This window comes from Streptomyces sp. NPDC004752 (genome assembly GCF_053601275.1).
Genome location: NZ_JBSGBN010000137.1, coordinates 1 through 19,994, shown reverse-complemented (window position 1 = coordinate 19,994; position 19,994 = coordinate 1). Strand labels below are relative to the sequence as shown.

The following is a 19,994-nucleotide window of genomic DNA, read 5'->3' as shown; positions in this document are numbered from 1 at the left end:
AATTTCGGGAATGTGATCAACAGTCTGACTATGCGGGCCCCAGTGGGCAGTAATGTGCCGGTAACTCCCTCTGACCAGCGCCGCGGTGAGCTGCCCATTGCCTGGCGATGAGGTCTCGGTGAAGAGGGTTCGGTTACCTTCGGGCCACGTTCAACCGCCACGTTCAACCGCCACGTTCAACCTCCGGCCTCTACACCGAAAGTGGGAGCAGCCTCGACATGGCAAGCACACTCGAGAACACCGACCTCGCCAGCGACCCGGAAGAGCACGGAAAGCTGTATGTGCAGGCTTTCAATTCCGGTGACATCGAGGCGCTCGACCGTATGTACACCGATGACGCGATCTCCGTCTGGGAGCCGGGAAATCCGCTGTCCGGGCAGGCACGCAAGGACGCGCTGCGGGAACTCATCGCGCTGAAGCCGAAAATGACCGCCAACCTGCGCGAGTCGCATGTGACGGGTGACACGGCGCTGCTGGTCGTCGACTGGACGATCGACATGACCGATCCGGAGGGCGAGCAGCACCTGTCGGGCACCGGCCTGGACGTACTGCGGCGCGGCCAGGACGGCAAGTGGCGCTTCGCCGTCGACAACCCCTTCGGCGAGGGCTAGTCCGGGCGATTGCCGCTCAGTTACCGACCGTCGGAAAGGGAGAGACGATGACGATGTCCAACGTCGAAACGGCGTCCGTGCTGGACGCGGTGAAGGCAATCGTTCCAAAGCTCCGGGAGAACGGCACCGAGGCCGAGGACCGGCGCTGGATACCCGAAGAGAACATCGAACTGCTCGAGAAGGCCGGCGTGTTCCGGCTGGCCGTCCCCCGCAGGTTCGGCGGGCTCGAAGCCTCGCTCGCGGACCAGATCTCGGTGGTCACGGAGATCTCCCGGGGCTGCGGCTCGACGGGGTGGGTGGCCGGGGCCTGGGTGCAGGGCGCCTGGGTGGCCTCGCTCTACCCGGACGAGGTGCAGGAGGAGATCTTCGCGGACGGCAACGTCCGTATCTCCGGAGGGCTCGCGCCCACCGCGAGCGCGATTCCCGCCGACGGCGGCTATGTCCTCAACGGCAGCTGGAACTTCAACACCGGCTGCCGCGGCGCGAAGTGGAACTTCGTGGCCGCGATCGCGGAGCACCCGGACGGGACGCCCGAGCCGGTGTACGCGCTCGTGCCGATGGACGAGCTGGATATCGCCGACGACTGGCACGTCTCCGCGGCGATCGGCACCGGGAGCTTCACCACGACGGCCACGAATGTGTTCGTCCCGGCGCGCCGTGTCGCCGGCGCCGCCGAACTGGTCACCGGAACCACCGGCGACCGCTCCAACACCGGTGCCACCGGCCGCAATTACGGTCTGATCACCTACGTCTCGGCGGTGTCCCTCGCGGTGTACCTGGGCATCGCCGAGGGTGCGTACGAGTCGTTCGTCGCGCGCGTTCCGGGACGGGGCATCACCTACACGAACTGGACCGACCAGGCCCAGCATCCGCTCACCCAGATCAAAGTGGCGGCCGCGGCGAACCGGATCACCGCGGCCAAGGCTCTCGTCGACGGCTATGTCCAGGTCCTGCAGCAGCGGGCCGACGCCGGCGAGCACCCGTCGGTGGAGGACAGCGTCACGGTGCGCGGCCGGTCCGGCTTCGCCATCCAGCTGGCGAAGGAGGCCGTCGAGGAGCTCCACGATGTCACCGGCGCTTCCGCACTCGCCCGCAAGGAGCCGTTCCAGCGCTTCTACCGGGACATGGAGGGCCTGTCACGCCACGGGATGATGACGCCCCACACCAACCTCGAGCTGCAGGGACGTTTCCTGCTCGGGCTCGACCCGGACACGCTCTTCCTGTGACGTCCTGTTTCTGAGGTCCTGCCGCTGAGGTCCTTCCGTCCGACGGCATCGATTCCTTGCCGCCCGACGCCGGTGCGGTCCCGCCGCCGCACCTCCGCATCCGCACGTCATCCATGCACGCACTCGTCCGACGCCACCCGCGGACGGCTCCACAGGGCAACCGCCCCTGGGGAGCCGTCCGCACGCACAGCATGTCAACACCGGAACCCTGATGGGGGAATTGTGAACAACAGCACCACCCGGCCCGCTCGTAGTGCACCGGCACACGCACTGCCCCGGCGCAGGGTTCTGAAGGTCGCGGGGGCAACCGCGCTCGCCGCATCGGCGGGTGTGGTCGGCGCGAACCTCGCATCGGCAGGCAGCTCTTCGGACGACGCCGTCTCGGAGGGCTCGTACGACGCGATCGTCATCGGCGCCGGTTTCGCCGGCGTGACGGCGGCCCGTGAGCTGCGGGCCAAGGGCCTGCGACCGCTGGTCCTCGAGGCGCGTGACCGGATTGGCGGGCGCACCTGGACGGCCGACTTCAACGGCGTGAGCGTCGAGATGGGCGGCGAGTCCGTCGACGAGAAGCAGCCGTACGTCTGGAACGAGGTCAAGCGCTACGGCACCGAGCTGTCGACGGGACTTGGCGCGGACCGCTACTACTTCCCCAAGGACGGCGGCTTCGCCCCGATCCCGACCGCGGATGTCATTCCGAAGCTGAAGAGCCTGTTCAGCCCGATGTTCGACGGGTCGAAGGACTATTTCCCCCGCCCGTTCGAGCCGCTGTACCGGGAGGACCTGCTGCGGGAGCTCGACAAGCTCTCGATGCGTGACCGTCTCAACCAGCTCAGGCTTTCCCCCGAGGACGAGAGCTGGATCAACGGCGCCACCGGCGGGCTGTCGGGCGGCTCCAGCACGCGTGGGGCGTTCACGATGCTCGCGCAGTCGTGGGCCTTGTCCGGGCACACCTTCGAGGGCTACCTGAGCATCAACACGTATCACCCGAAGCTGGGTACCGGCCAGTTGCTCCAGAGCATGCTGAAGGATGCGTCGGCCGAGTTGCGGCTCAAGTCGCCGGTCACCAAGATCGAGCAGGGCAACGGCCAGGTGCGGGTCACCGTCCGCAGCGGCCAGGTCTTCACGGCGCCGGTCGCCGTCCTCGCCGTGCCGGTCAACATCTGGAAGAACATCTCGTTCAGCCCGGCGCTGCCCAGTGAGTACCTGAGCGTGTCCAAGGCGGGCATCGGCGTGCCCAACGTGCAGAAGCTCTGGCTGCACGTCAAGGGCAACACCGGCCGGTTCGCGACGAACCCGGCGGAGGGCACCAGGCTCGGCGCGGTCCGCCCGCACTCCACGCTGGCCGACGGCGGCACACTGATGTTCGGCTTCGCGTACGACCCCACGCTCGACTGCTCCAACCGTGCCGCGGTCCAGAGCGAGCTGCGGAAGATCGTGCCGGAAGCCGAGGTCGTGGCCGTCAAGGCGCACAGCTGGGCCGCCGACCCGTTCGCCCTGGGCGGCTGGTCGTGCAGGCACCCCGGGACACTGACCGGTCCGTTCCGCTCGATTCAGAAGCCGCAGGGCAGGATCGCATTCGCCGGCAGTGACATCGCCAACGGCTGGAGCGGCTACATCGACGGGGCCATCGAGTCGGGCATCACCGCGGCGAAGCAGGCGGTGGCCATCGCCACGGGCGCGACCGCGTCGGCGGCTCGCTAGCCGACCTGTCCACCGTCGATGAGCCACCGGTCGCCTGCGTACGTCGGCGACCGGTGGCTCATGTCTCTCCCTCTTGGGTTCCCCTTGTTCCCTTCCTCTTCCGTCTGTGTCCGTCCCTGTGAGGAGTGTTTCTGTGAGTGCCGCTCTCCCAGCTCTCGGTGCCGAGGCCGCCGCCTTTGTCGACCGTCCTCATCTGCTGTACATCGGGGGCCGGTTCGTACCCGCCGCCGACGGCCGCACCTTCGCCACGTACGACCCCTCCACCGGACAGCACATCGGCGATGTCGCCCACGCGGGCACCGAAGACGTCTCCGCGGCGGCGTCTGCCGCGCGGGCGGCCCTCGACGGCGAGTGGGGCGCGGTGCCGCCCTCGGCCCGTGGCCTGCTGCTGTCGCGGCTCGCGGATCTGATCGAGCAGAACGCGGGCCAACTGGCCGAGCTGGAGGCGCTCGACGCCGGCAAGCCGGTCACGGTGAATGAGTTCATGGACATCCCCGCCGCGATCGAGCACTTCCGCTACTACAGCGGCTGGCCCACGAAGATCGAGGGCGGAACGCTCCCCGTCCATCTGCCCGACACACTGTGCTACACGCGGCTGGAGCCGGTCGGCGTCTGCGGTCAGATCATCCCGTGGAACTTCCCGCTGATGATGGCCGCCTGGAAGCTGGCGCCCGCGCTCGCGGCCGGCTGCACCGTGCTCCTCAAGCCCGCCGAGCAGACTCCGCTGTCGGCACTGCGGCTGGCCGAGCTGATCGACGAGGCGGGTTTTCCGCCGGGCACCGTCAACGTACTGACGGGCGACGGGACGACGGGTGCCGCGATTGTCGACCACCCCGGCGTCGACAAGATCGCCTTCACCGGTTCCACCGCTGTCGGGCGGGAAATCGGCTCCCGGGCCGGGGCCGACGTCAAGCGGGTCACTCTGGAGCTGGGCGGCAAGAGCCCCAACATCATCCTGGCGGACGCCGATGTGGACGCGGCAGTGGCCGGGGCCTTCGACGGCATCTACTTCAACAGCGGCCAGAGTTGTGTGGCGGGCTCCCGGCTGTATGTGCAGCGCAGCCTGTACGACACGGTGGTGGAGCGGCTCGCGGAGGCGGCCGGGCAGGCGGCGGTGGGCCCGGCGCTGGACCGCTCGACGATGTACGGACCGCTGGTCTCGGCCGAGCAGTACGAGCGGGTCCGCGGCTACATCGAGGCCGGCGTGGCGGCCGGCGCCACGCTGCGGACGGGCGAGGTGCCGCCCGCCGAGCCCGAGGACGGTTATGTCGTCCGGCCCGTCATCTTCACCGACGTGACGGCGGACATGAGTATCAGCCGGGAGGAGATCTTCGGCCCTGTCCTGGTCGTCACGCCCTTCGACGACATCGACGAGGCCGTCGCGCTCGCCAACGACACCGAGTACGGTCTGGCCGCCGGGGTGTGGACGCGCGACCTCGGCCACGCCCACTCGCTCGCCAAGCGGCTGCGCGCCGGCATGTTCTACGTCAACGCGTGGGCCGTGGGCGATCCCGCCGCGCCCTGGGGCGGCATGAAGGCATCCGGCATCGGACGGGAGATGGGCCGCGCCAATCTGGACGCGTATCTGGAGGTCAAGACGGTCTGGACGGTCCACGGAGCGTTGTGAACGGGCAGGCCCGTCGGGTCCGGCCACCGGCACCTCGTGACCGCCCGTGGCACGTCATGCCTGGCATGTCAGGAAGGAAGCGGCGCCCGCCGGAACCGTCCGGCGGGCGCCCCTGTGTGCGGGAAGCAGCCCGGTCACGCGCGTGCGGCCGTGAGCCCGAGGTCGACCGGCAGCTCCTGGTGGCCGTTGGAAATGAACGACTCCAGCGGCAGCAGCTCGTCGGCCGGCTTGGCCAGGGCGAGCCCCGGGAACCGCTCGAACAGCGCGGGCAGGGCGATCTCCGCCTCCAGGCGCGCGAGCGGCGCGCCGACGCAGTAGTGCACGCCGTGGCCGAAGCCGATGTGGTCGCGGCGGGTGGCGCGCATGATGTCGAAGCGGTCGGCGTCCTCGCCGTGCACAAGCGGGTCCCGGCCGGAGGCCGCAAAGGAAATGATCATTGCGTCGCCCTTGGGGATGGTCACGCCGTCGCCGATCTCGATGTCTTCGATCGCGTACCGCATGGGCAGATTGGCGAAGGGGGCCTCGAGCCGCAGCGTCTCCTCGATCACGTCCTCCCAGGACGCCGCACCGCTCCTGACCAGCTCCAGCTGCTCGGGATGGCTGAGCAGCGCATAGACGGCCTGGTCGAGAAGGTTGGCGGTGGTCTCGTGCCCGGCGGTGAACATCAGCAGGACGGTGTCGACGAGTTCCTGCTCGGTCAGACCGGCGCCCGCTTCGTCGTCGCGCGCGGAGATCAAGGCGCTGACGAGGTCGTCGGCGGGCTCGGCGCGCTTGAGGGCGATCAGCTCGACCAGGAGCTCGTAGCCGCGCATCGCGTAGCGGGCCGTGTCCTCCGGGGAGTCCTGGCTGGTCATCCAGGCGCCGATGACGCCCAGCAGCTCGTTTCGTATCCGGTCGGGAACACCGAGGAGTTCGGAGATGACCTGAGTGGGCAGGGCGTAGGCCAGCTCCATGCGCAGATCGACGGGCGGCTGTCCCTGTCCCTTGGCCTCGATCACGTCCAGGAGAGCGGCCGTGATCGCCTCGATCCGCGGGCGCAGAGCCTGGGTACGGCGGGCGGTGAAGGCTTTGGCGACCAGCTTGCGCAGCCGCCGGTGTTCGTCGCCATAGGCAGTGATCATGTTCCGGTCCGCCATCCACATGGCCATCGACCAGTTCTTGGCCAGCTCCCCCTCACCGTTCTCCCAGGCGGGCCAGTGGCGGTAGGCGTCACGGGACACTCGGGGATCGGTCAGCAGCCGCTTGATCAGGGCGGTGTCGGTGACCGCCCAGACGACGACGCCGCCCGGCAGTTCCACCTGCGTCGCGGGCCCCCTCTCCCTGAGCAGAGCCGCTTCTCCCTGAATGTCACGGCCGGCGGGATCCATGGCGTACGGGCAGGCTTGACTGGTCATTGCTGACTCCCACGGGATGAGCGACCTGAATTCCCCGGAAGACGCCGGGGCTCGTTCAGCGTAGGGACGCACCTGTAATCGCCAGCTCACCAGCCGCTCTTCGCCACGTGCCCTGCCTGTTCTGCAGTGACCCCAGAACCCGTCCGGACACCGGCTGGCCCACCGGCGAGCGCTCCGGCGACTGGAGGCGCAGCGGGGCTTCGATCACGGAGTCCAGCACCGCGAGGGCCGATCCCAACTCGCTGATCTCGCCGCTGATCCGGCTGCGCTCCTCGTCCAGAATGGCCCGCAACTCGGGGCCATGGGCGGCGTGTTCACCGTGCTCCCCCACGAGCCAGGGCAGCACTTCCGCGATCGTGGCGGTGTTGAGCCCGGCGGCCAGCAGCACGCGGATGCGGCGTACGGTCAGCACATCGGCCTCGCAGTACTCGCGGTACCCGCTCGGCCGGCGCAGCGGGCGCAGCAGTCCCTGCTCCTCGTAGTAGCGCAGCGCCCGATGGCTGATGCCGGTCCGCCGTGACAGCTCACCGATGCGCATGAGACCTCCGCCACATGGGATTGACCCTCGCATCGACGTGAGGGTCTAGCTTCTCGGACATGACGGACCATCAACTTTCTGACTCAGGCAGATCATTACCCGTGACCGTGCTGGGGCTCGGCCCGATGGGGCAGGCGCTCGCCGGAGCATTTCTGGACCGCGGCCATCCCACGACCGTGTGGAATCGCACGCCATCCAAAGCGGAGTCCCTCGTTGCACGGGGGGCGGTGCACGCGAGTTCGGTCGCCGACGCGGTTGCGGCGGCACCGCTGACGGTGGTGTGCGTGCTCGACTACGCGGCGGTACACGCGATCGTCGACCCCGCGGCCGACGCCCTGCGGGGCCGTACGCTGGTGAATCTGACCGCCGACTCCCCCCATGAGGCCCGCGCCATGGCCGCCTGGGCCGCCACTTTGAGCATCGACTATCTCGACGGCGCCATCACCACGCCGACCGACACCATCGGCGGGCCGGGCGCCGCGATCCTCTACAGCGGTCCCGAGGACGTGTACGCGCGCCATCGCACGACGTTGGCGGCGCTCGGCGGAACGGGTCTGCACCTCGGGACGGATCCCGGCACGGCCGCGGCGTACGACGTGGCACTGCTGGACATCTTCTGGACAACCATGAGCGGTGTGGTCCATGCATTCGCCCTCGCGCGGGCGGAGGGCATCGACCCCACCGCGCTGGCCCCGCTCGCCCAGGCCGGAATGGGGGCGCTGCCGGGCATCGTCGGCGGCTACGCGGAGCGGATCACGACCGGGGAACACCCTGGTGACCGATCCAGCATCCTGTCCGCGTCGGCAGGTATGGAGCATGTCGTACGGACCGCCCGGGCGCGCGGGATCAACACCGACGTGCTCGGCGCCGCCTGGGACATCGTGCGCCGCGCGGTGGACGCGGGCCACGGGCGCGACGGGTTCTCCCGGCTTTCGGAACTGCTCACGAATGACATGAATGACCTCCCGGTCGGGCGTCCTGGGAAATTACCCCGGGTGCCCTGACCACTCAAGTACTTACTTCAAAGTTCGCGACGCACACCCGGCTGTCATCGTCCGGTAATCGACAGACACGCAAAGGGCCCTTGTGTCGGGTGGAATTCCACCCGACACAAGGGCCCTTTGCTTTGTTCCGTGCGTCATCGCCTGCTCAGCGTCAGGAGGCGGTTCGCCGGTACTTTCCGTCGAAGAACAGCAACCCGTCCTCGCCGGTGCCACGGGTCGAGTCCAGCACTTTCCCGATGAAGATCGAGTGGTCACCGGAGTCGTGGGACTCCGTGAGCTCGCACTCGAGCCAGGCCAGCGCCCCGTGCAGGAGCGGGGCACCCGTACGGGGACCCGGACGCCAGTCGACGGTGTCGAACTGGGCCGGGCCCAAAGGGCGTTCCTTGTCCGCGAAGTACCGTGCCAGGGGCTCCTGGTCGGCCCCCATGATGGACACGGCGAAACGCCGCTCGGCCGAGACGGACTTATGCATCACGGCACTGTGGGACACACAGCAAAGCAGCAGTGGCGGCTCCAGGGATACCGAACTGAACGCGTTCGCCGTCATGCCATGGATATGCTCACCGCCGACGGTGAGCACGATGACACCGGTCGCGAACCGGGACATCACCTCGCGCATCGAGGCGGGCGCAAGCGTTGGCGTCATTCGCCCGTTACTGGACATGCGGCAAACGTATCCACGCCCCGTGCCCGGCTGCCCATCGCAAGGTCATGCACCGCTAACCGAACCCGCCCTCATCTCGCTTACCGCACCATGACCGCACACTGGCACGCGAATTCGCGCGCGCCCGTATGGTCGGCCCCATGGCCTCACAAACTTCTGAGCTCGAACTCGCCGATCCGATGATGCTGCAGTGGCTGTCCATGCTCGGCGTCGACGTCGAGTACGTGCAGGGCGAGGGAAACACGCTCCACTACATCGACGACCGGGGTGAGCGGATATCCGTTCTCGACTACGCGGGAGGCTATGGCGCACTCATTCTCGGGCACAACCACCCGGAAATCGTCACGGCCGCCAAGGACTTCCTGGACGCCCGCACACCGGTGCTGGCGCAGGCGTCCCGACAGCCCGCTGCGAGCAATGTCGCCGCCGCCCTCAACGCCATCCTGCACCGTGAATGCGGCGTCGACGAGCCCTATTTCGCGGTGTTCTCGAACAGCGGAGCCGAGTCCGTCGAAGTGGCCCTCAAGCACGCCGAATTCGACCGGATCCAGAAGATCCAGGCGCTCGGCCAGGAGATCGCCGCGCACGTCGACTCAGCACGCACCGCGGTCCAGGACGGCACCGCGAAGGTCGCGGAGTCGGCGTACGTCGTGCTGGGAATCCCCCCTGCTCACCGCTCGGGCGACGTCCGCGGCTTCGAGCGGCTGGCCGCCGGCCTCCAACGGGAGAACGCGGAGCGCACGGCCAGGCCGCCGCTGTTCCTCACGCTGGAAGGCTCCTTCCACGGCAAGCTGGTCGGCAGCGTCCAGCTGACGCACAACGCCTCGTTCCGCACGCCGTTCACAGCGATGGCTCCGCAGGCCCGGTTCATCCCCTTCGACCAGCCGGAAGCCCTCGCCAAGATCTTCGAGGAGGAGCGCGGCACCGTCTTCGACATGGTCGTGGACGCCGGGGAGATCAAGGTCGTCGAGCGGGCTTTCCCGGTATTCGGCGCGTTCGTCTTCGAAGTGATCCAGGGCGAGGGCGGCATCAAGGTGGTCGACCGGGAACTGGCCGCAAAGATCGAGCAGGCGTGCGCGGCGGTCGGCTGCCCGATCGTGATCGACGAGATCCAGAGCGGCATGGGCCGCACCGGCGCCTTCTTCGCCAGCTCCCACATCGGGCTGCGGGCGGACTATTACACCCTCGCCAAGAGCCTGGGCGGCGGCATCGCCAAGACGGCCGTGACCCTCGTCCGCGGCAGCCGGTTCCGCCCCGAATTCGATCTGGTGCACAGCTCGACGTTCGCGAAGGACACCTTCTCCTCCACGCTCGCTCTCAAGGTGCTCGAACTTCTCGAGGCCGAGGACGGCCGGGCGTACCGGCTGGCGCGCGAATGGGGCGAGCGGCTGACGGCCCTGTTCCAGGAACTGCGCGCGGAATTCCCCGATGTCGTCAAGGACGTGCGGGGCAAGGGTCTGATGCTGGGACTGGAATTTCATGACCAGTCCGGATCGAGCGTGGCGGGATTCCGTGACGCGGCTGTCACCGACACCTTCGGCTATGTCGTCTCCGGCTATCTGTTCCGCGCCCACCGGATCCGGACGTTCCCGACCGCCAGTGCCGTGAACACTCTGAGGTTCGAGCCGTCGGTGCTGCTGACCGAGGCCGAGGTGGGCCGGCTTGCCGTGGCCCTGCGGGAACTCTGCGAGATCCTGCGCGACCAGGACGAGCAGCGGTTCTCCGGCTCTTGACAGGAGGTCGGGTCATGCGCGGCGAATGGTTCCGGCGGTACGGCACGGCCGACGCCGGGGCACGGCGGCTGTACTGCTTCCCGCACGCGGGCGGCGCGGCGAGCGCGTACATCCCCCTGTCGCGGGCACTGTCGCCGTCGGTGGATGTGCTGTCCGTGCAGTACCCCGGGCGGCAGGATCGCCGGCGGGAGCCGGGAGTCGAGGACATCGGTGTGCTGGCCGATCTGATCGCGGAGCAGGTGAGGCGGGAGTCCGGTGGGCGGCCGTACGCGTTCTTCGGCCACAGCATGGGCGCGATCGTCGCCTACGAGACGGCACGCCGGCTGGAACGTAAGGCGGTTTCCGGCCCCGTCCATCTCTTTGTGTCCGGGCGCAGCGCACCGTCCACCGGTCTGCGGCGCAGTGACCGGCTGCTCGGCGACGCGCAACTGCGTGCCGAGATCCGCAGGCTCGGTGGCACGGGCAGCCGGGTGCTCGAAGACCCGGAGCTGATGGAGATGGTCATGCCCGCGCTGCGCGCCGACTACCGGGCGCTCGCGGGCTACGTGTGGGCGGCGGGGAGACCGTTGCACTGCCCGCTGACCGTGCTGGTCGGTGACGCGGATCCCGTCGTGACGATCGAGGAGGCGTCCGCCTGGGCGGATCTGTCCACGGCTCCCACCGCGGTACGCGTCTTCACCGGCGGTCATTTCTATCTCGACGACCGTACGGAAGACGTCGCCGAAGCGATCACGTCCCGGTTGGGTTCCGGCAGGCGCGGCGAGTCGGCCGCCTGAGCAGCCGGGAATCACCTGGTCCGCGTCTGCCCCGGGAGGGGGCGGACGCGGACCAGGTGACGACGCTTCCTCGAGTGCTGCTGCGGACCTGCTAGATCCGCCCGGTGCCGGAGGCCAGCGGTCCTGCGGAGGTGACACAGCGGGGGCTGTGGTTCACGGTGGAGAACCGTCCCGGTGCACTCATGCTCAGCAGACTGCGGACGTGCTTGCGCCGCTCATCGGGCCGGTCACCCGCCGTGGCGTACAACCACTTGTGGAACCGGCCTGTCGATCCCTTCTGTTCGCTGCGCGCGTGCGAGAGCATGAAGTCGATCAGCTCGTCCACCGCAGCGTCCGAGAGCGCCTCCAGGGTGATCGTGGTGACATGACGTTTTCCGCCGCCCCACTCCGGCCGGCGCTCCAGCAGCTCCGGCCGGGCCGAGGCCACCACGAACACCGGTACCCGTGACAGGTCCGCGAAGCCGGAGACAAAGTCCAGCAGACTGTCGTCGGCCCGGTGCAGATCGTCGACGACGAGGACGAGCGGCTTGTCGAGCGCATTGCGCTCCAGGAACTGCCGCCAGGCGATCAGCTCCAACTCCGTGTCATGCAGGGCAAGTTCTCCGGCATCGGGGTCGATGTACGGAGCGAGGCACTCCAGCAGCCGGCCCAGCCGAGCCTCGTCGTCGACGAGCCGCCGCAGTGTGCCGACGAGCTTGTCCATCGCGGCACGGGGCGAATCGCCGGGCTGGATCGAGCAGATGGCGCGGACCAGCTCACGCTGCACCGCGTGTACGGGGCTCAGGCCGGTCACCGCACTGGACGGCACCTGGGCACCCTCGGAGAGCTCGCGGAAGCGGGCCAGATACGACCGGTCGCTGTTCTGCCATTCGAACTCGGTGAGCAAGCGGGTCTTGCCGGTACCCGCGTCCCCGAGCACCGTCACCAGGTGCGAGGTGGACCGGTGCCGGGTGCGCTCCACCAGTCCGCGCAGCAGCTCGAGTTCGAACTCCCGCTCCACGGTGGGCATGGAATCGTGTCCCATGCTGTCCTTGCTGACGCCCTGGACGGTCCACTCGCCGGCGTCGTCGCTGCGGCCGTAGGAGACCGAGGACTCGGTTGCCCTGCGGGTGACGTCGCAGGCCCGTATCTCGCCGGCCCCGGCGTGCGACAGCAGTGCGTGGCCGCGGTCGAACAGTGTCCCGGTGATGGACAGGGGGCTGTCGCCGTCGGGCTGGTAGCGCACCAGCGCCTCTCCGGTGACGACGGCGGCGTGGAAGGAAAGTTCCTGGGCCGGGGAGGGCGTGAGGACGACGGCACCGGAGCCCGCACGGAGTTCCTCGCCGATGGCCACGGACGCCAGCACCGCGTGCTCGGCGGCGTCCTCGCGCTCGTCATGGGCACCGAACAGCGCCATCGACACGGATCCGATGCTCGCGCTGACGGTCCCTCCGAAGCGCTCGATGTTCTCCCGGATGCGCTGGGAGACGTCCTCGAGCGTCTCGTCGACACGGAGGTCGGTGTCGGCCGCCTCCGGGCTGAGTTGGGTGCGCATCAACAGGGCGCTGACGGACTTGCGCCGTCCGTTCCCGGTGCCGGGGGGTGGTACCGCCGTTAACTCACTCTGCAGTAATGATTCGTGAGGGCGTGCCGCCGCCTCGTGCTGTTCGGCGATGGCGTGGGCCACATCACCCGGGCCGTATAGGGGGGTGGCCGTGTCGGCCCGCCTGGCCGTGAATTCGGTTTCACGTACGTCGGCCGGGCCATCGGTCCTGGCGGCCAGGTGCGGCTCGGCGGGTTCCCTCGTCTCAGCCGTGAAGGCCGTCGTGAGGGGCGTTTCGTGGACGGCGGAGGTCTGGTCGGTGAGTGGTCCTTGAGGTGCGCGGGATGCGCTGTCCCGTACGACGGCCATTTCCCCGTGCCCCGCTCCCCTGGGCGGGATCAGGGACGGGTCGTGCGCGAGGATCGCCTGCTGCAACAGCTGGAGCTCCCGGCCTGGTTCGAGGCCGAGTTCCTCCACGAGTGCGATACGCACCCGGCTGTAGACGCTGAGCGCGTCCGCCTGCCGTCCGCTGCGGTAGAGCGCGAGCATGAGCTGCCCGGAGGACCGCTCCCGCAGGGGGAGGCTCTCGACCATGGCCTCCAGCTCGCCGAGCACCGCGAGATGGCGTCCGCAGGCCAGTTCCGCCTCGAAGTAGTCCTCCATGGCGTCCCATTGCGCGTTCTGCGCGGCGGACAGCTCGGGCCAGTTGATGCCGGCTTCGACCAGATCGGCGAGCACGGGACCGCGCCACAGGGAGAGGGCGCCCTTGAGGATCTGTGCGGCCTGCTCCGGCTCACCGGCCGCGAGTTCGTCCCGTCCGGCGTCCACCTGACGCTGGAAGCGGAACAGATCGATGTCGTTGGAGTCGACGGTCAGCTTGTAGCCGGGCGCCTGGGTCACCAGAGCGGCATCCGGTGATTCTCCCCTGGTCAGTACGCGCCGTAGCCCCCAGACGGCGTTCTGCAGTATCTTCCGCGCGGAGATGGGGGCGTCGTCAACAGGCCACAGGGCGTTCAGCAGTTGACTGGTCGCCACCACGCGATTCGCCTGCAGCAGCAGATAGCCGAGAGTCGCTCTCTGCTTGGTCCCGCCCAACCCCAGAGAACAGCTCTCGTCGAACACTTCCATGGGCCCCAAGATCTGAAATTGCACAGCTCCCCCTAGCGCAGTACAGAATCATGCAACCGTAACATGTTGCTCGAATTATGCAGAAGTAAGGGAAATGTCGGAAATGGTGCAACTAAGAGCGCCATAAGGAGAGATGGGGTAGGTGAGCGAAGGACGAATGGAACCCCCGGGCATCCCGCTCCCCCCATGACCCCGGCAGCGCCGCAGGCCTCGACGGCGCGCCCGACCGGCCGCCGGGCATGGGCCGACTTCAGGGTAAGTACTAACTTTGAGGAAAGCAATTGACTCCCGGTGCGGCGCGCCGGGCGCTGGACGCCGTCTGCCACATGGCCGAAACTCCCCGGGTCACCACCGGGCGGCCAGCACCCACCAACAGGTAACCCTTGAATCACCATTGCTCCGCAGAATGCCAGGTTACCGGCTCATGACCGAAGCACGAAGAATCTCTGCGATGCTTTGCGACAGCCTTTGCACGGCTCACCATGGCACCGGAGAGTTGGGAGCAGTTACCGCATGAGTGGCAGCCTCGGTTTCGACATTCCCGAAGACCCCCACAAGCAGAACGAACTCTTCGTCCGCATTTTCAATGAGGGCGACGGGGCACTGTACGACTCGATGTACACCGACGACGCGATCTCCAACATCTCCGGCGGCCCGCTCACGGGCGCCGACCGTACGCAGTTCTTCAAGGACTTCCTGGCCATGGGCCCGAAGATCAACTCCAAGGTGCTGCAGACCTACACGACCGGCGACACCTCGCTGCTCATCGTGGACTACAGCCTCGCCATCCCCAGTCCGGACGGCGAGGTCACCCATGTCCACGGGACGTGCACCGACGTTCTGATCCGGGACGAGAACGGCGAGTGGCGCCTCGCGATCGACCGTCCGGTGGCGGACGTCCACGCGGCATAACGGCCCGACCCCGCGGCAGGCCGCCCGAAGTACATCGCATTCGTTCGCCTCCGCCCCTGTACCGGAGAAGTAGTTTCCACCGGTACAGGGGCTTCTTGCCTTTCCCTTGTCGTTTCCTTGTCGCCCCCTTGCCTTTCCCTTGTCGCACCGTTCCCCGTTCGCGTTTTCCGACTTCCCCTCAGAACACGCGGTTACCGCGCCATGAGTGAAATTTGGAGAACGCATACTAATCCCCGGGTAGGGTCGCTCCGGCGGCTTGAGATCCAGTACCGCATTGCTGTTGCACCGTATATTCCACGGAAAGGGCGTGCCCATGGATCACATATCCGAGGCCGGGCTGGTGAGCACGGCCGCACCCGACGGCCACATGGCCGAGATTCGCACCCTTCCCGACGCACTGCGGCTGCGCCGCGAGAAGCAGCCCGACGAGACGGCGTATGTCTTTCTGCGCAATGGCGAGGAGCCCGGAGAGTCCCTCACCTACCGGGAACTCGACGACGCGGCGCGCGTCCGGGCCGCGGCGCTCGAATCGGCCGGCCTGACCGGAAAGAGCGCGGTGCTGCTCTACCCCTCCGGGCTGGAATTCGTTCGCACCCTCCTCGGCTGCATGTACGCCGGAGTGGCCGGCGCTCCCGTCCAGGTGCCCCGGCGTCGCCAGGGCGTCGAGCGGCTGCGGCGCATCGCCGACGACGCCGGGACGTCCACGGTGCTCACCACGGCGGAGGTCAAGCGCGATCTCGAGGAGCGGTTCGGTGATCTGCCGGAGCTGGCCGGGCTGGCCCTCCTCGACACGGAGGCGATCGCTCCCCCGTCGTCCGACGTCCTCGTCTCGTACGCCCTGCCGGCCGCGCACCCCGACGGCATCGCGCTGCTCCAGTACACCTCCGGTTCCACCGGGGACCCCAAGGGCGTGATGGTCACGCACGCCAACTTCGTGAGCAACGTGGTGGAGACGGACGACTTGTGGCCGTGCGAGCCGCGGGGGACGTTCGTGTCCTGGCTGCCGCTCTTCCACGACATGGGGATGCTGTTCGGCATCGTGCTCCCGCTGTGGGCCGGAGTGCCGTCGTACCTCATGGCGCCCGACGCCTTCATCCGTCGGCCCGCCCGCTGGCTGGAGGCGATCTCGCGGTTCCGCGGCACCCACGCGGCGGCCCCGAGCTTCGCCTACGAACTCTGCGTCCGGGCCGCCGAGGAGGGCAGGACGGCGGACGTGGGCGACCTCTCCAGCTGGCGGGTCGCCGCCAACGGCGCCGAACCCGTCCGCTGGCGGACCATCCAGACCTTCACCGCGTTATTCGCTCCGTACGGCTTCGACTCCCGTGCCATGGCGCCGGGTTACGGGCTCGCCGAGAACACGCTCAAGGCCACCGGCAGCGCGCAGGACCGCGAGCCCTCCGCACTGTGGCTGTCCGCCGCGGCCCTCGGCGAGGACCGCGTCGAGATCGTGGACGAGGCGGCCGAAGGGGCAACCCCCGTCGTCAGCAGCGGTGTTCCCGTCCTCGACACCAGGGTGTGCGCCGTGGATCCGGCCACCCTGGAACTCTGCCCGCCCGGCCGGGTCGGCGAGATCTGGATCAGCGGCCCATGCGTCGCCGACGGGTATCTCGGCAGGCCCGGGCTGAGCGAGGAGACGTTCCGCGCCCGCATCAAGGGCGGTTCGGCCCTGACCGCGGAAGAGACCTATCTGCGCACCGGTGACCTGGGCTTCGTACACGACGGCGAGCTGTATGTCACCGGGCGGCTCAAGGACGTCATCATCCGCCGGGGCCGCAACTACTACCCCCAGGACATCGAGTTGTCCGCCGAGTCGGCGGTACCCGGGCTCCACCCCAACTGCTCCGCCGCCTTCTCCGTCGACGACGGCACGAGCGAACGGCTCGTGGTGGTCGTCGAGGCCGACGGCCGGGTCCTTCGGACACCGGGCGGGCAGACGCTGCGCGAGCGCGTGCGGGAGGCAATACGCGAGAACCACCGGCTGGACGCCGACGACATCCTCGTCGTGCGCCGGGGCGCGCTGTCCAAGACCTCCAGCGGCAAGGTGCAGCGCCGGGCCTGCCGACGGCGGTACGAGGACGGCTCGTTGGATGCCTTCGCAGTGGTCTTGGCCGGATCCGCGCAGGTGCAGCGATGACCGTGAAGGCACTGCGCACCGCGCGAGGCCGGGCGGGCTCCCGCATCCTCGGCATCGGCGTCCACCGGCCGGCCAGGGTGGTGGGGAACGAGGAGGTGCGCGCCCGTATCGACTCCTCCGACGCCTGGATACGCCGCCGGTCCGGGATCGTCACCCGGCGCTTCGCCGGGGACGAGGAAACGGTTGTCACCATGGCGGCCGAGGCGTCCGTCAAGGCCCTGGCCCACGCGGGCGTCGACGCGGCCGCCGTGGGCGTGGTGCTGCTGGCCTCGATGTCCCATCTCGAACAGGCGCCCGCGGCTGCGCCTCGGGTCGCCCATCTGATCGGCTCGGGTGCCGCCGCGGCCACCGACATCGGCGCCGCCTGCGCCGGATTCTGCTATGCCCTGGCCCTGGCCGACTCCCTCGTACGCTCCGGTTCCGTCGGCCATGCCCTGGTCGTCGGATCGGAGAAGATGAGCGACATCATCGACCCCGAGGACCGGGGAACGGCATTCCTGTTCGGCGACGGAGCGGGCGCGGTCGTCGTGGGCCCCGCCGAGACGCCCGGTATCGGCCCGGTCGTCTGGGGCTCCGACGGGGAGCGGCACGGGCTCATCGCGCACGACCGGAGCTGGCTGGCCACCCGTGACGGCTCCGCCCCCTGGCCCGTGCTGCGCATGGCGGGCCCCGACGTGTTCCGCTGGGCGACCCACAGCGTGCCGGAGGTCTCCCGGCAGGCGCTCGACGCGGCGGGCATCGACGCCACCGATCTGGCCGCGTTCATCCCTCACCAGGCCAACGCGCGGATCGTGGACTCGGCGGCAAAGACCCTCGGACTGGCCCCGCACACCGCCGTGGCCAGGGACGTCGTCGAGTCCGGCAACACCTCGGCGGCCTCGATTCCACTCGCCATGGACAGCCTGCTGTCCCAGGGTGCCGCGCCGTCCGGCGGCCACGCGCTTCTCGTCGGCTTCGGCGCCGGCCTGGTGCACGCGGCCCAGGTGGTGACCCTGCCATGACCCAGACCGAAGAATCCGCGCACACAGCACGTACAGGAGAGGCAATGCCGGGCAAAGGCGGCGGTACGACCCAGGAGCGGATCGCCGAACTGGCCCGGCGCAGAGCCATCGTGGCCGAGCCGTACGACGCCGGAGCGGTCGAGCGCCAGCGCGCCAAGGGGAAGCTGACCGCACGCGAGCGCGTCGAGGCGCTGCTCGACCCGGGGTCCTTCGTCGAACTGGACGCGCTGGCCCGGCACCGCAGCCACAACTTCGGCATGGAGCGGGAGCGTCCCCTCGGCGACGGCGTGATCACCGGATACGGCACGGTCGACGGCCGCCAGGTCTGCGTCTTCGCCCAGGACTTCACCGTCTTCGGCGGCTCCCTCGGCGAGGTGTACGGCGAGAAGATCGTCAAGGTGCTCGACTTCGCGATCCGTACCGGCACGCCGATCATCGGCATCAACGACTCGGGCGGCGCGCGCATCCAGGAGGGTGTGGTGTCCCTGGCGCTCTACGCCGAGCTGGTCAAGCGCCATGTGGAGGCATCGGGGGTGGTCCCGCAGATCTCCCTGATGACCGGGCCGTGCGCCGGAGGGGCCGTCTATGCTCCCGCGATCACCGATTTCGTGGTCATGGTCGACGGAATCTCCCACATGTTCGTCACCGGCCCCGAGGTGCTGCGCACGGTCACGGGCCAGGCCGTGGACCGCGAGGCTCTGGGCGGCGCCCACAGCCACAACACCGTCTCCGGCAACGCCCATTACCTCGCACCCGACGAGAAGGACGCGTTCGAGTACGTACGGCAGCTGCTCGGCTATCTGCCGTCGAACAACATGGAGGACCCGCCCATCTATGCGGAGAGCGGGCAGAAGGACATCGTCACCGAGGCGGACCTGGCCCTGGACGGTCTCATTCCAGACGATCGCAATCAGCCGTACGACATGCTGCGCCTCGTGCACACCGTGCTCGACGACGGTGAACTGCTCGAAGTGCAGCCGCTGTTCGCCCGCAACATCATCTGCGGGTTCGGCCGCGTCGAGGGCCGCAGCGTGGGCATCGTCGCCAACCAGCCCACCTTCATGGCGGGAGTGCTCGACATCGACGCCAGCGAGAAGGCGGCCCGCTTCATCCGCATGTGCGACGCCTTCCACATCCCGATCCTGACGTTCGTGGACGTTCCGGGGTTCATGCCCAGTCTCGAACAGGAGCAGGGCGGCATCATCCGCCGCGGCGCGAAGCTGATCTACGCCTACGCGGAGGCGACCGTCCCCATGGTCACGGTGGTCACCAGGAAGGCGTACGGCGGCGGTTACGGCGTCATGGGCTCCAAGCATCTGGGCACCGACGTCAACCTCGCCTGGCCCACGGCCGAGATCGCGGTGATGGGCGGCGAGAGCGCGGTGAGCGTGCTGCACAGGCGTACGCTCGAGAAGTCCGGGAACCCGGAGGCCGAGAGAGAGCGGCTGCGCGCGGAGTACGAGACGGCGCTGTGCAATCCGTACGTCGCCGCCGAGCGCGGCTATGTCGACGTGGTGATCATGCCCCACGAGACCCGGCAGCAAGTGGCAAGCGCCCTGTGGGCATTGCGCGACAAGCGCGTCACCCGGCTGCCCCGCAAGCACGGGAACATTCCGCTGTGAGCCCGTCCGCCGACAGTGACGTGCGCGTGGTCCGCGGGCGTCCGACGCCGGAGGAGCTGGCGGCCGCACTGGTGGCCCTGCGCGCTCTCGCCGCCCAGCGCGCCGAGCGGCACCCCTTACCCGGCGAGCCGGGCGGACGCCGCCGACGGCACACGGCCGGGCTGCGGGCCCGGCCGACACGGCGCGGCCCCGGGGCCTGGCGCAGAAGCGCCTGGGAGCAGCCGTAGCCCGGCGCAGTCATGCAGCAACGCGAGCCACGGGGGCCCGCGTCCATCAGGACACGAAGGGAAAAGGATCGTCGTGCGCAAGGTGCTCATCGCCAACCGTGGCGAAATCGCTGTCCGTGTGGCCCGGGCCTGCCGGGACGCGGGGATCGCGAGCGTGGCCGTCTACGCGGACCC

At 68.8% G+C, this 19,994-nt stretch carries 17 protein-coding genes; 13 read left to right on the top strand and 4 right to left on the bottom strand.

Annotated features, from left to right (window positions below):
- Positions 1-218 precede the first annotated feature (218 nt).
- From ACWEKM_RS38050 to ACWEKM_RS38035, 4 genes are all read left to right on the top strand, one after another.
- A complete protein-coding gene (locus ACWEKM_RS38050) occupies positions 219-611 on the top strand; it encodes a YybH family protein (RefSeq protein WP_451625861.1) in 393 nt (130 codons plus the stop codon).
- A gap of 47 nt (positions 612-658) precedes the next feature.
- A complete protein-coding gene (locus ACWEKM_RS38045) occupies positions 659-1,837 on the top strand; it encodes an acyl-CoA dehydrogenase family protein (RefSeq protein WP_451625860.1) in 1,179 nt (392 codons plus the stop codon).
- Positions 1,838-2,059: 222 nt separating this feature from the next.
- Entirely contained in the window at positions 2,060-3,538 is a 1,479-nt protein-coding gene (locus ACWEKM_RS38040; protein ID WP_451625859.1) for a flavin monoamine oxidase family protein, read from the top strand.
- Between the two features lie 133 nt (positions 3,539-3,671).
- Positions 3,672-5,165 carry an aldehyde dehydrogenase family protein gene (locus tag ACWEKM_RS38035; protein ID WP_451625858.1) on the top strand — a complete coding sequence of 498 codons (1,494 nt, stop codon included), beginning with the start codon at positions 3,672-3,674 and terminating at the stop codon, positions 5,163-5,165.
- A 134-nt stretch (positions 5,166-5,299) separates the two neighbouring features.
- Here ACWEKM_RS38035 and ACWEKM_RS38030 read toward each other — a convergent pair whose 3' ends face one another.
- Positions 5,300-6,559 (bottom strand): cytochrome P450 family protein, encoded by a 1,260-nt coding sequence (locus ACWEKM_RS38030; protein WP_451625857.1) that lies wholly within the window; start codon positions 6,557-6,559, stop codon positions 5,300-5,302.
- A gap of 55 nt (positions 6,560-6,614) precedes the next feature.
- A complete protein-coding gene (locus tag ACWEKM_RS38025; RefSeq protein ID WP_451625856.1) occupies positions 6,615-7,097 on the bottom strand; it encodes a MerR family transcriptional regulator in 483 nt (160 codons plus the stop codon).
- A gap of 59 nt (positions 7,098-7,156) precedes the next feature.
- Between ACWEKM_RS38025 and ACWEKM_RS38020 the strand changes: the two genes are divergently transcribed.
- On the top strand, positions 7,157-8,101 hold the full coding sequence (locus ACWEKM_RS38020; protein WP_451625855.1) for an NAD(P)-dependent oxidoreductase: 945 nt from the start codon (positions 7,157-7,159) through the stop codon (positions 8,099-8,101).
- 151 nt (positions 8,102-8,252) lie between these two features.
- Here ACWEKM_RS38020 and ACWEKM_RS38015 read toward each other — a convergent pair whose 3' ends face one another.
- Positions 8,253-8,747 carry a flavin reductase family protein gene (locus ACWEKM_RS38015; RefSeq protein WP_451625854.1) on the bottom strand — a complete coding sequence of 165 codons (495 nt, stop codon included), beginning with the start codon at positions 8,745-8,747 and terminating at the stop codon, positions 8,253-8,255.
- 158 nt (positions 8,748-8,905) lie between these two features.
- Between ACWEKM_RS38015 and ACWEKM_RS38010 the strand changes: the two genes are divergently transcribed.
- Together ACWEKM_RS38010 and ACWEKM_RS38005 are read left to right on the top strand one after the other, a co-directional pair.
- Positions 8,906-10,498 (top strand): aspartate aminotransferase family protein, encoded by a 1,593-nt coding sequence (locus ACWEKM_RS38010; RefSeq protein ID WP_451625853.1) that lies wholly within the window; start codon positions 8,906-8,908, stop codon positions 10,496-10,498.
- A gap of 14 nt (positions 10,499-10,512) precedes the next feature.
- Complete coding sequence (locus ACWEKM_RS38005; protein WP_451625852.1) at positions 10,513-11,274, top strand: thioesterase II family protein; 762 nt, start codon at positions 10,513-10,515, stop codon at positions 11,272-11,274.
- Positions 11,275-11,365: 91 nt separating this feature from the next.
- Here ACWEKM_RS38005 and ACWEKM_RS38000 read toward each other — a convergent pair whose 3' ends face one another.
- Positions 11,366-13,924, bottom strand: coding sequence for a BTAD domain-containing putative transcriptional regulator (locus ACWEKM_RS38000; protein WP_451625851.1), 2,559 nt, complete (start codon positions 13,922-13,924; stop codon positions 11,366-11,368).
- 513 nt (positions 13,925-14,437) lie between these two features.
- Here ACWEKM_RS38000 and ACWEKM_RS37995 point away from each other — a divergent pair.
- The 6 genes from ACWEKM_RS37995 to ACWEKM_RS37970 form a co-directional block, all read left to right on the top strand.
- Positions 14,438-14,836: a YybH family protein gene (locus tag ACWEKM_RS37995; protein WP_451625850.1), complete on the top strand. Its 399-nt coding sequence runs from the start codon at positions 14,438-14,440 to the stop codon at positions 14,834-14,836.
- Positions 14,837-15,149: 313 nt separating this feature from the next.
- On the top strand, positions 15,150-16,970 hold the full coding sequence (locus ACWEKM_RS37990) for a fatty acyl-AMP ligase (protein WP_451625849.1): 1,821 nt from the start codon (positions 15,150-15,152) through the stop codon (positions 16,968-16,970).
- The gene (locus ACWEKM_RS37985; protein ID WP_451625848.1) at positions 16,967-17,971 is read left to right on the top strand and encodes a beta-ketoacyl-ACP synthase III; all 1,005 of its coding nucleotides are present in this window, start codon (positions 16,967-16,969) and stop codon (positions 17,969-17,971) included. Before ACWEKM_RS37990 ends, ACWEKM_RS37985 begins: the two co-directional genes overlap by 4 nt.
- Before the next feature lie 44 nt (positions 17,972-18,015).
- Positions 18,016-19,593 carry an acyl-CoA carboxylase subunit beta gene (locus ACWEKM_RS37980; RefSeq protein WP_451625847.1) on the top strand — a complete coding sequence of 526 codons (1,578 nt, stop codon included), beginning with the start codon at positions 18,016-18,018 and terminating at the stop codon, positions 19,591-19,593.
- Positions 19,590-19,820 carry an acyl-CoA carboxylase epsilon subunit gene (locus ACWEKM_RS37975; RefSeq protein WP_451625846.1) on the top strand — a complete coding sequence of 77 codons (231 nt, stop codon included), beginning with the start codon at positions 19,590-19,592 and terminating at the stop codon, positions 19,818-19,820. Before ACWEKM_RS37980 ends, ACWEKM_RS37975 begins: the two co-directional genes overlap by 4 nt.
- Before the next feature lie 73 nt (positions 19,821-19,893).
- Positions 19,894-19,994: biotin carboxylase N-terminal domain-containing protein (locus ACWEKM_RS37970; protein ID WP_158786612.1), on the top strand; the 101-nt coding region annotated here is incomplete at its 3' end.

Excerpts from the sequence above, each read along its gene's own strand:
- ACWEKM_RS38010 (WP_451625853.1), top strand. The coding sequence starts at position 8,906 with ATGGCCTCACAAACTTCTGAGCTCGAACTCGCCGATCCGATGATGCTG.
- ACWEKM_RS38045 (WP_451625860.1), top strand. The coding sequence starts at position 659 with ATGACGATGTCCAACGTCGAAACGGCGTCCGTGCTGGACGCGGTGAAG.
- ACWEKM_RS37985 (WP_451625848.1), top strand. The coding sequence starts at position 16,967 with ATGACCGTGAAGGCACTGCGCACCGCGCGAGGCCGGGCGGGCTCCCGC.
- ACWEKM_RS37995 (WP_451625850.1), top strand. The coding sequence starts at position 14,438 with ATGAGTGGCAGCCTCGGTTTCGACATTCCCGAAGACCCCCACAAGCAG.
- ACWEKM_RS38015 (WP_451625854.1), bottom strand. The coding sequence starts at position 8,747 with ATGACGCCAACGCTTGCGCCCGCCTCGATGCGCGAGGTGATGTCCCGG.
- ACWEKM_RS38050 (WP_451625861.1), top strand. The coding sequence starts at position 219 with ATGGCAAGCACACTCGAGAACACCGACCTCGCCAGCGACCCGGAAGAG.
- ACWEKM_RS37990 (WP_451625849.1), top strand. The coding sequence starts at position 15,150 with ATGGATCACATATCCGAGGCCGGGCTGGTGAGCACGGCCGCACCCGAC.
- ACWEKM_RS38000 (WP_451625851.1), bottom strand. The coding sequence starts at position 13,924 with ATGGAAGTGTTCGACGAGAGCTGTTCTCTGGGGTTGGGCGGGACCAAG.
- ACWEKM_RS37980 (WP_451625847.1), top strand. The coding sequence starts at position 18,016 with ATGCCGGGCAAAGGCGGCGGTACGACCCAGGAGCGGATCGCCGAACTG.
- ACWEKM_RS38005 (WP_451625852.1), top strand. The coding sequence starts at position 10,513 with ATGCGCGGCGAATGGTTCCGGCGGTACGGCACGGCCGACGCCGGGGCA.
- ACWEKM_RS38020 (WP_451625855.1), top strand. The coding sequence starts at position 7,157 with ATGACGGACCATCAACTTTCTGACTCAGGCAGATCATTACCCGTGACC.
- ACWEKM_RS38030 (WP_451625857.1), bottom strand. The coding sequence starts at position 6,559 with ATGACCAGTCAAGCCTGCCCGTACGCCATGGATCCCGCCGGCCGTGAC.
- ACWEKM_RS38025 (WP_451625856.1), bottom strand. The coding sequence starts at position 7,097 with ATGCGCATCGGTGAGCTGTCACGGCGGACCGGCATCAGCCATCGGGCG.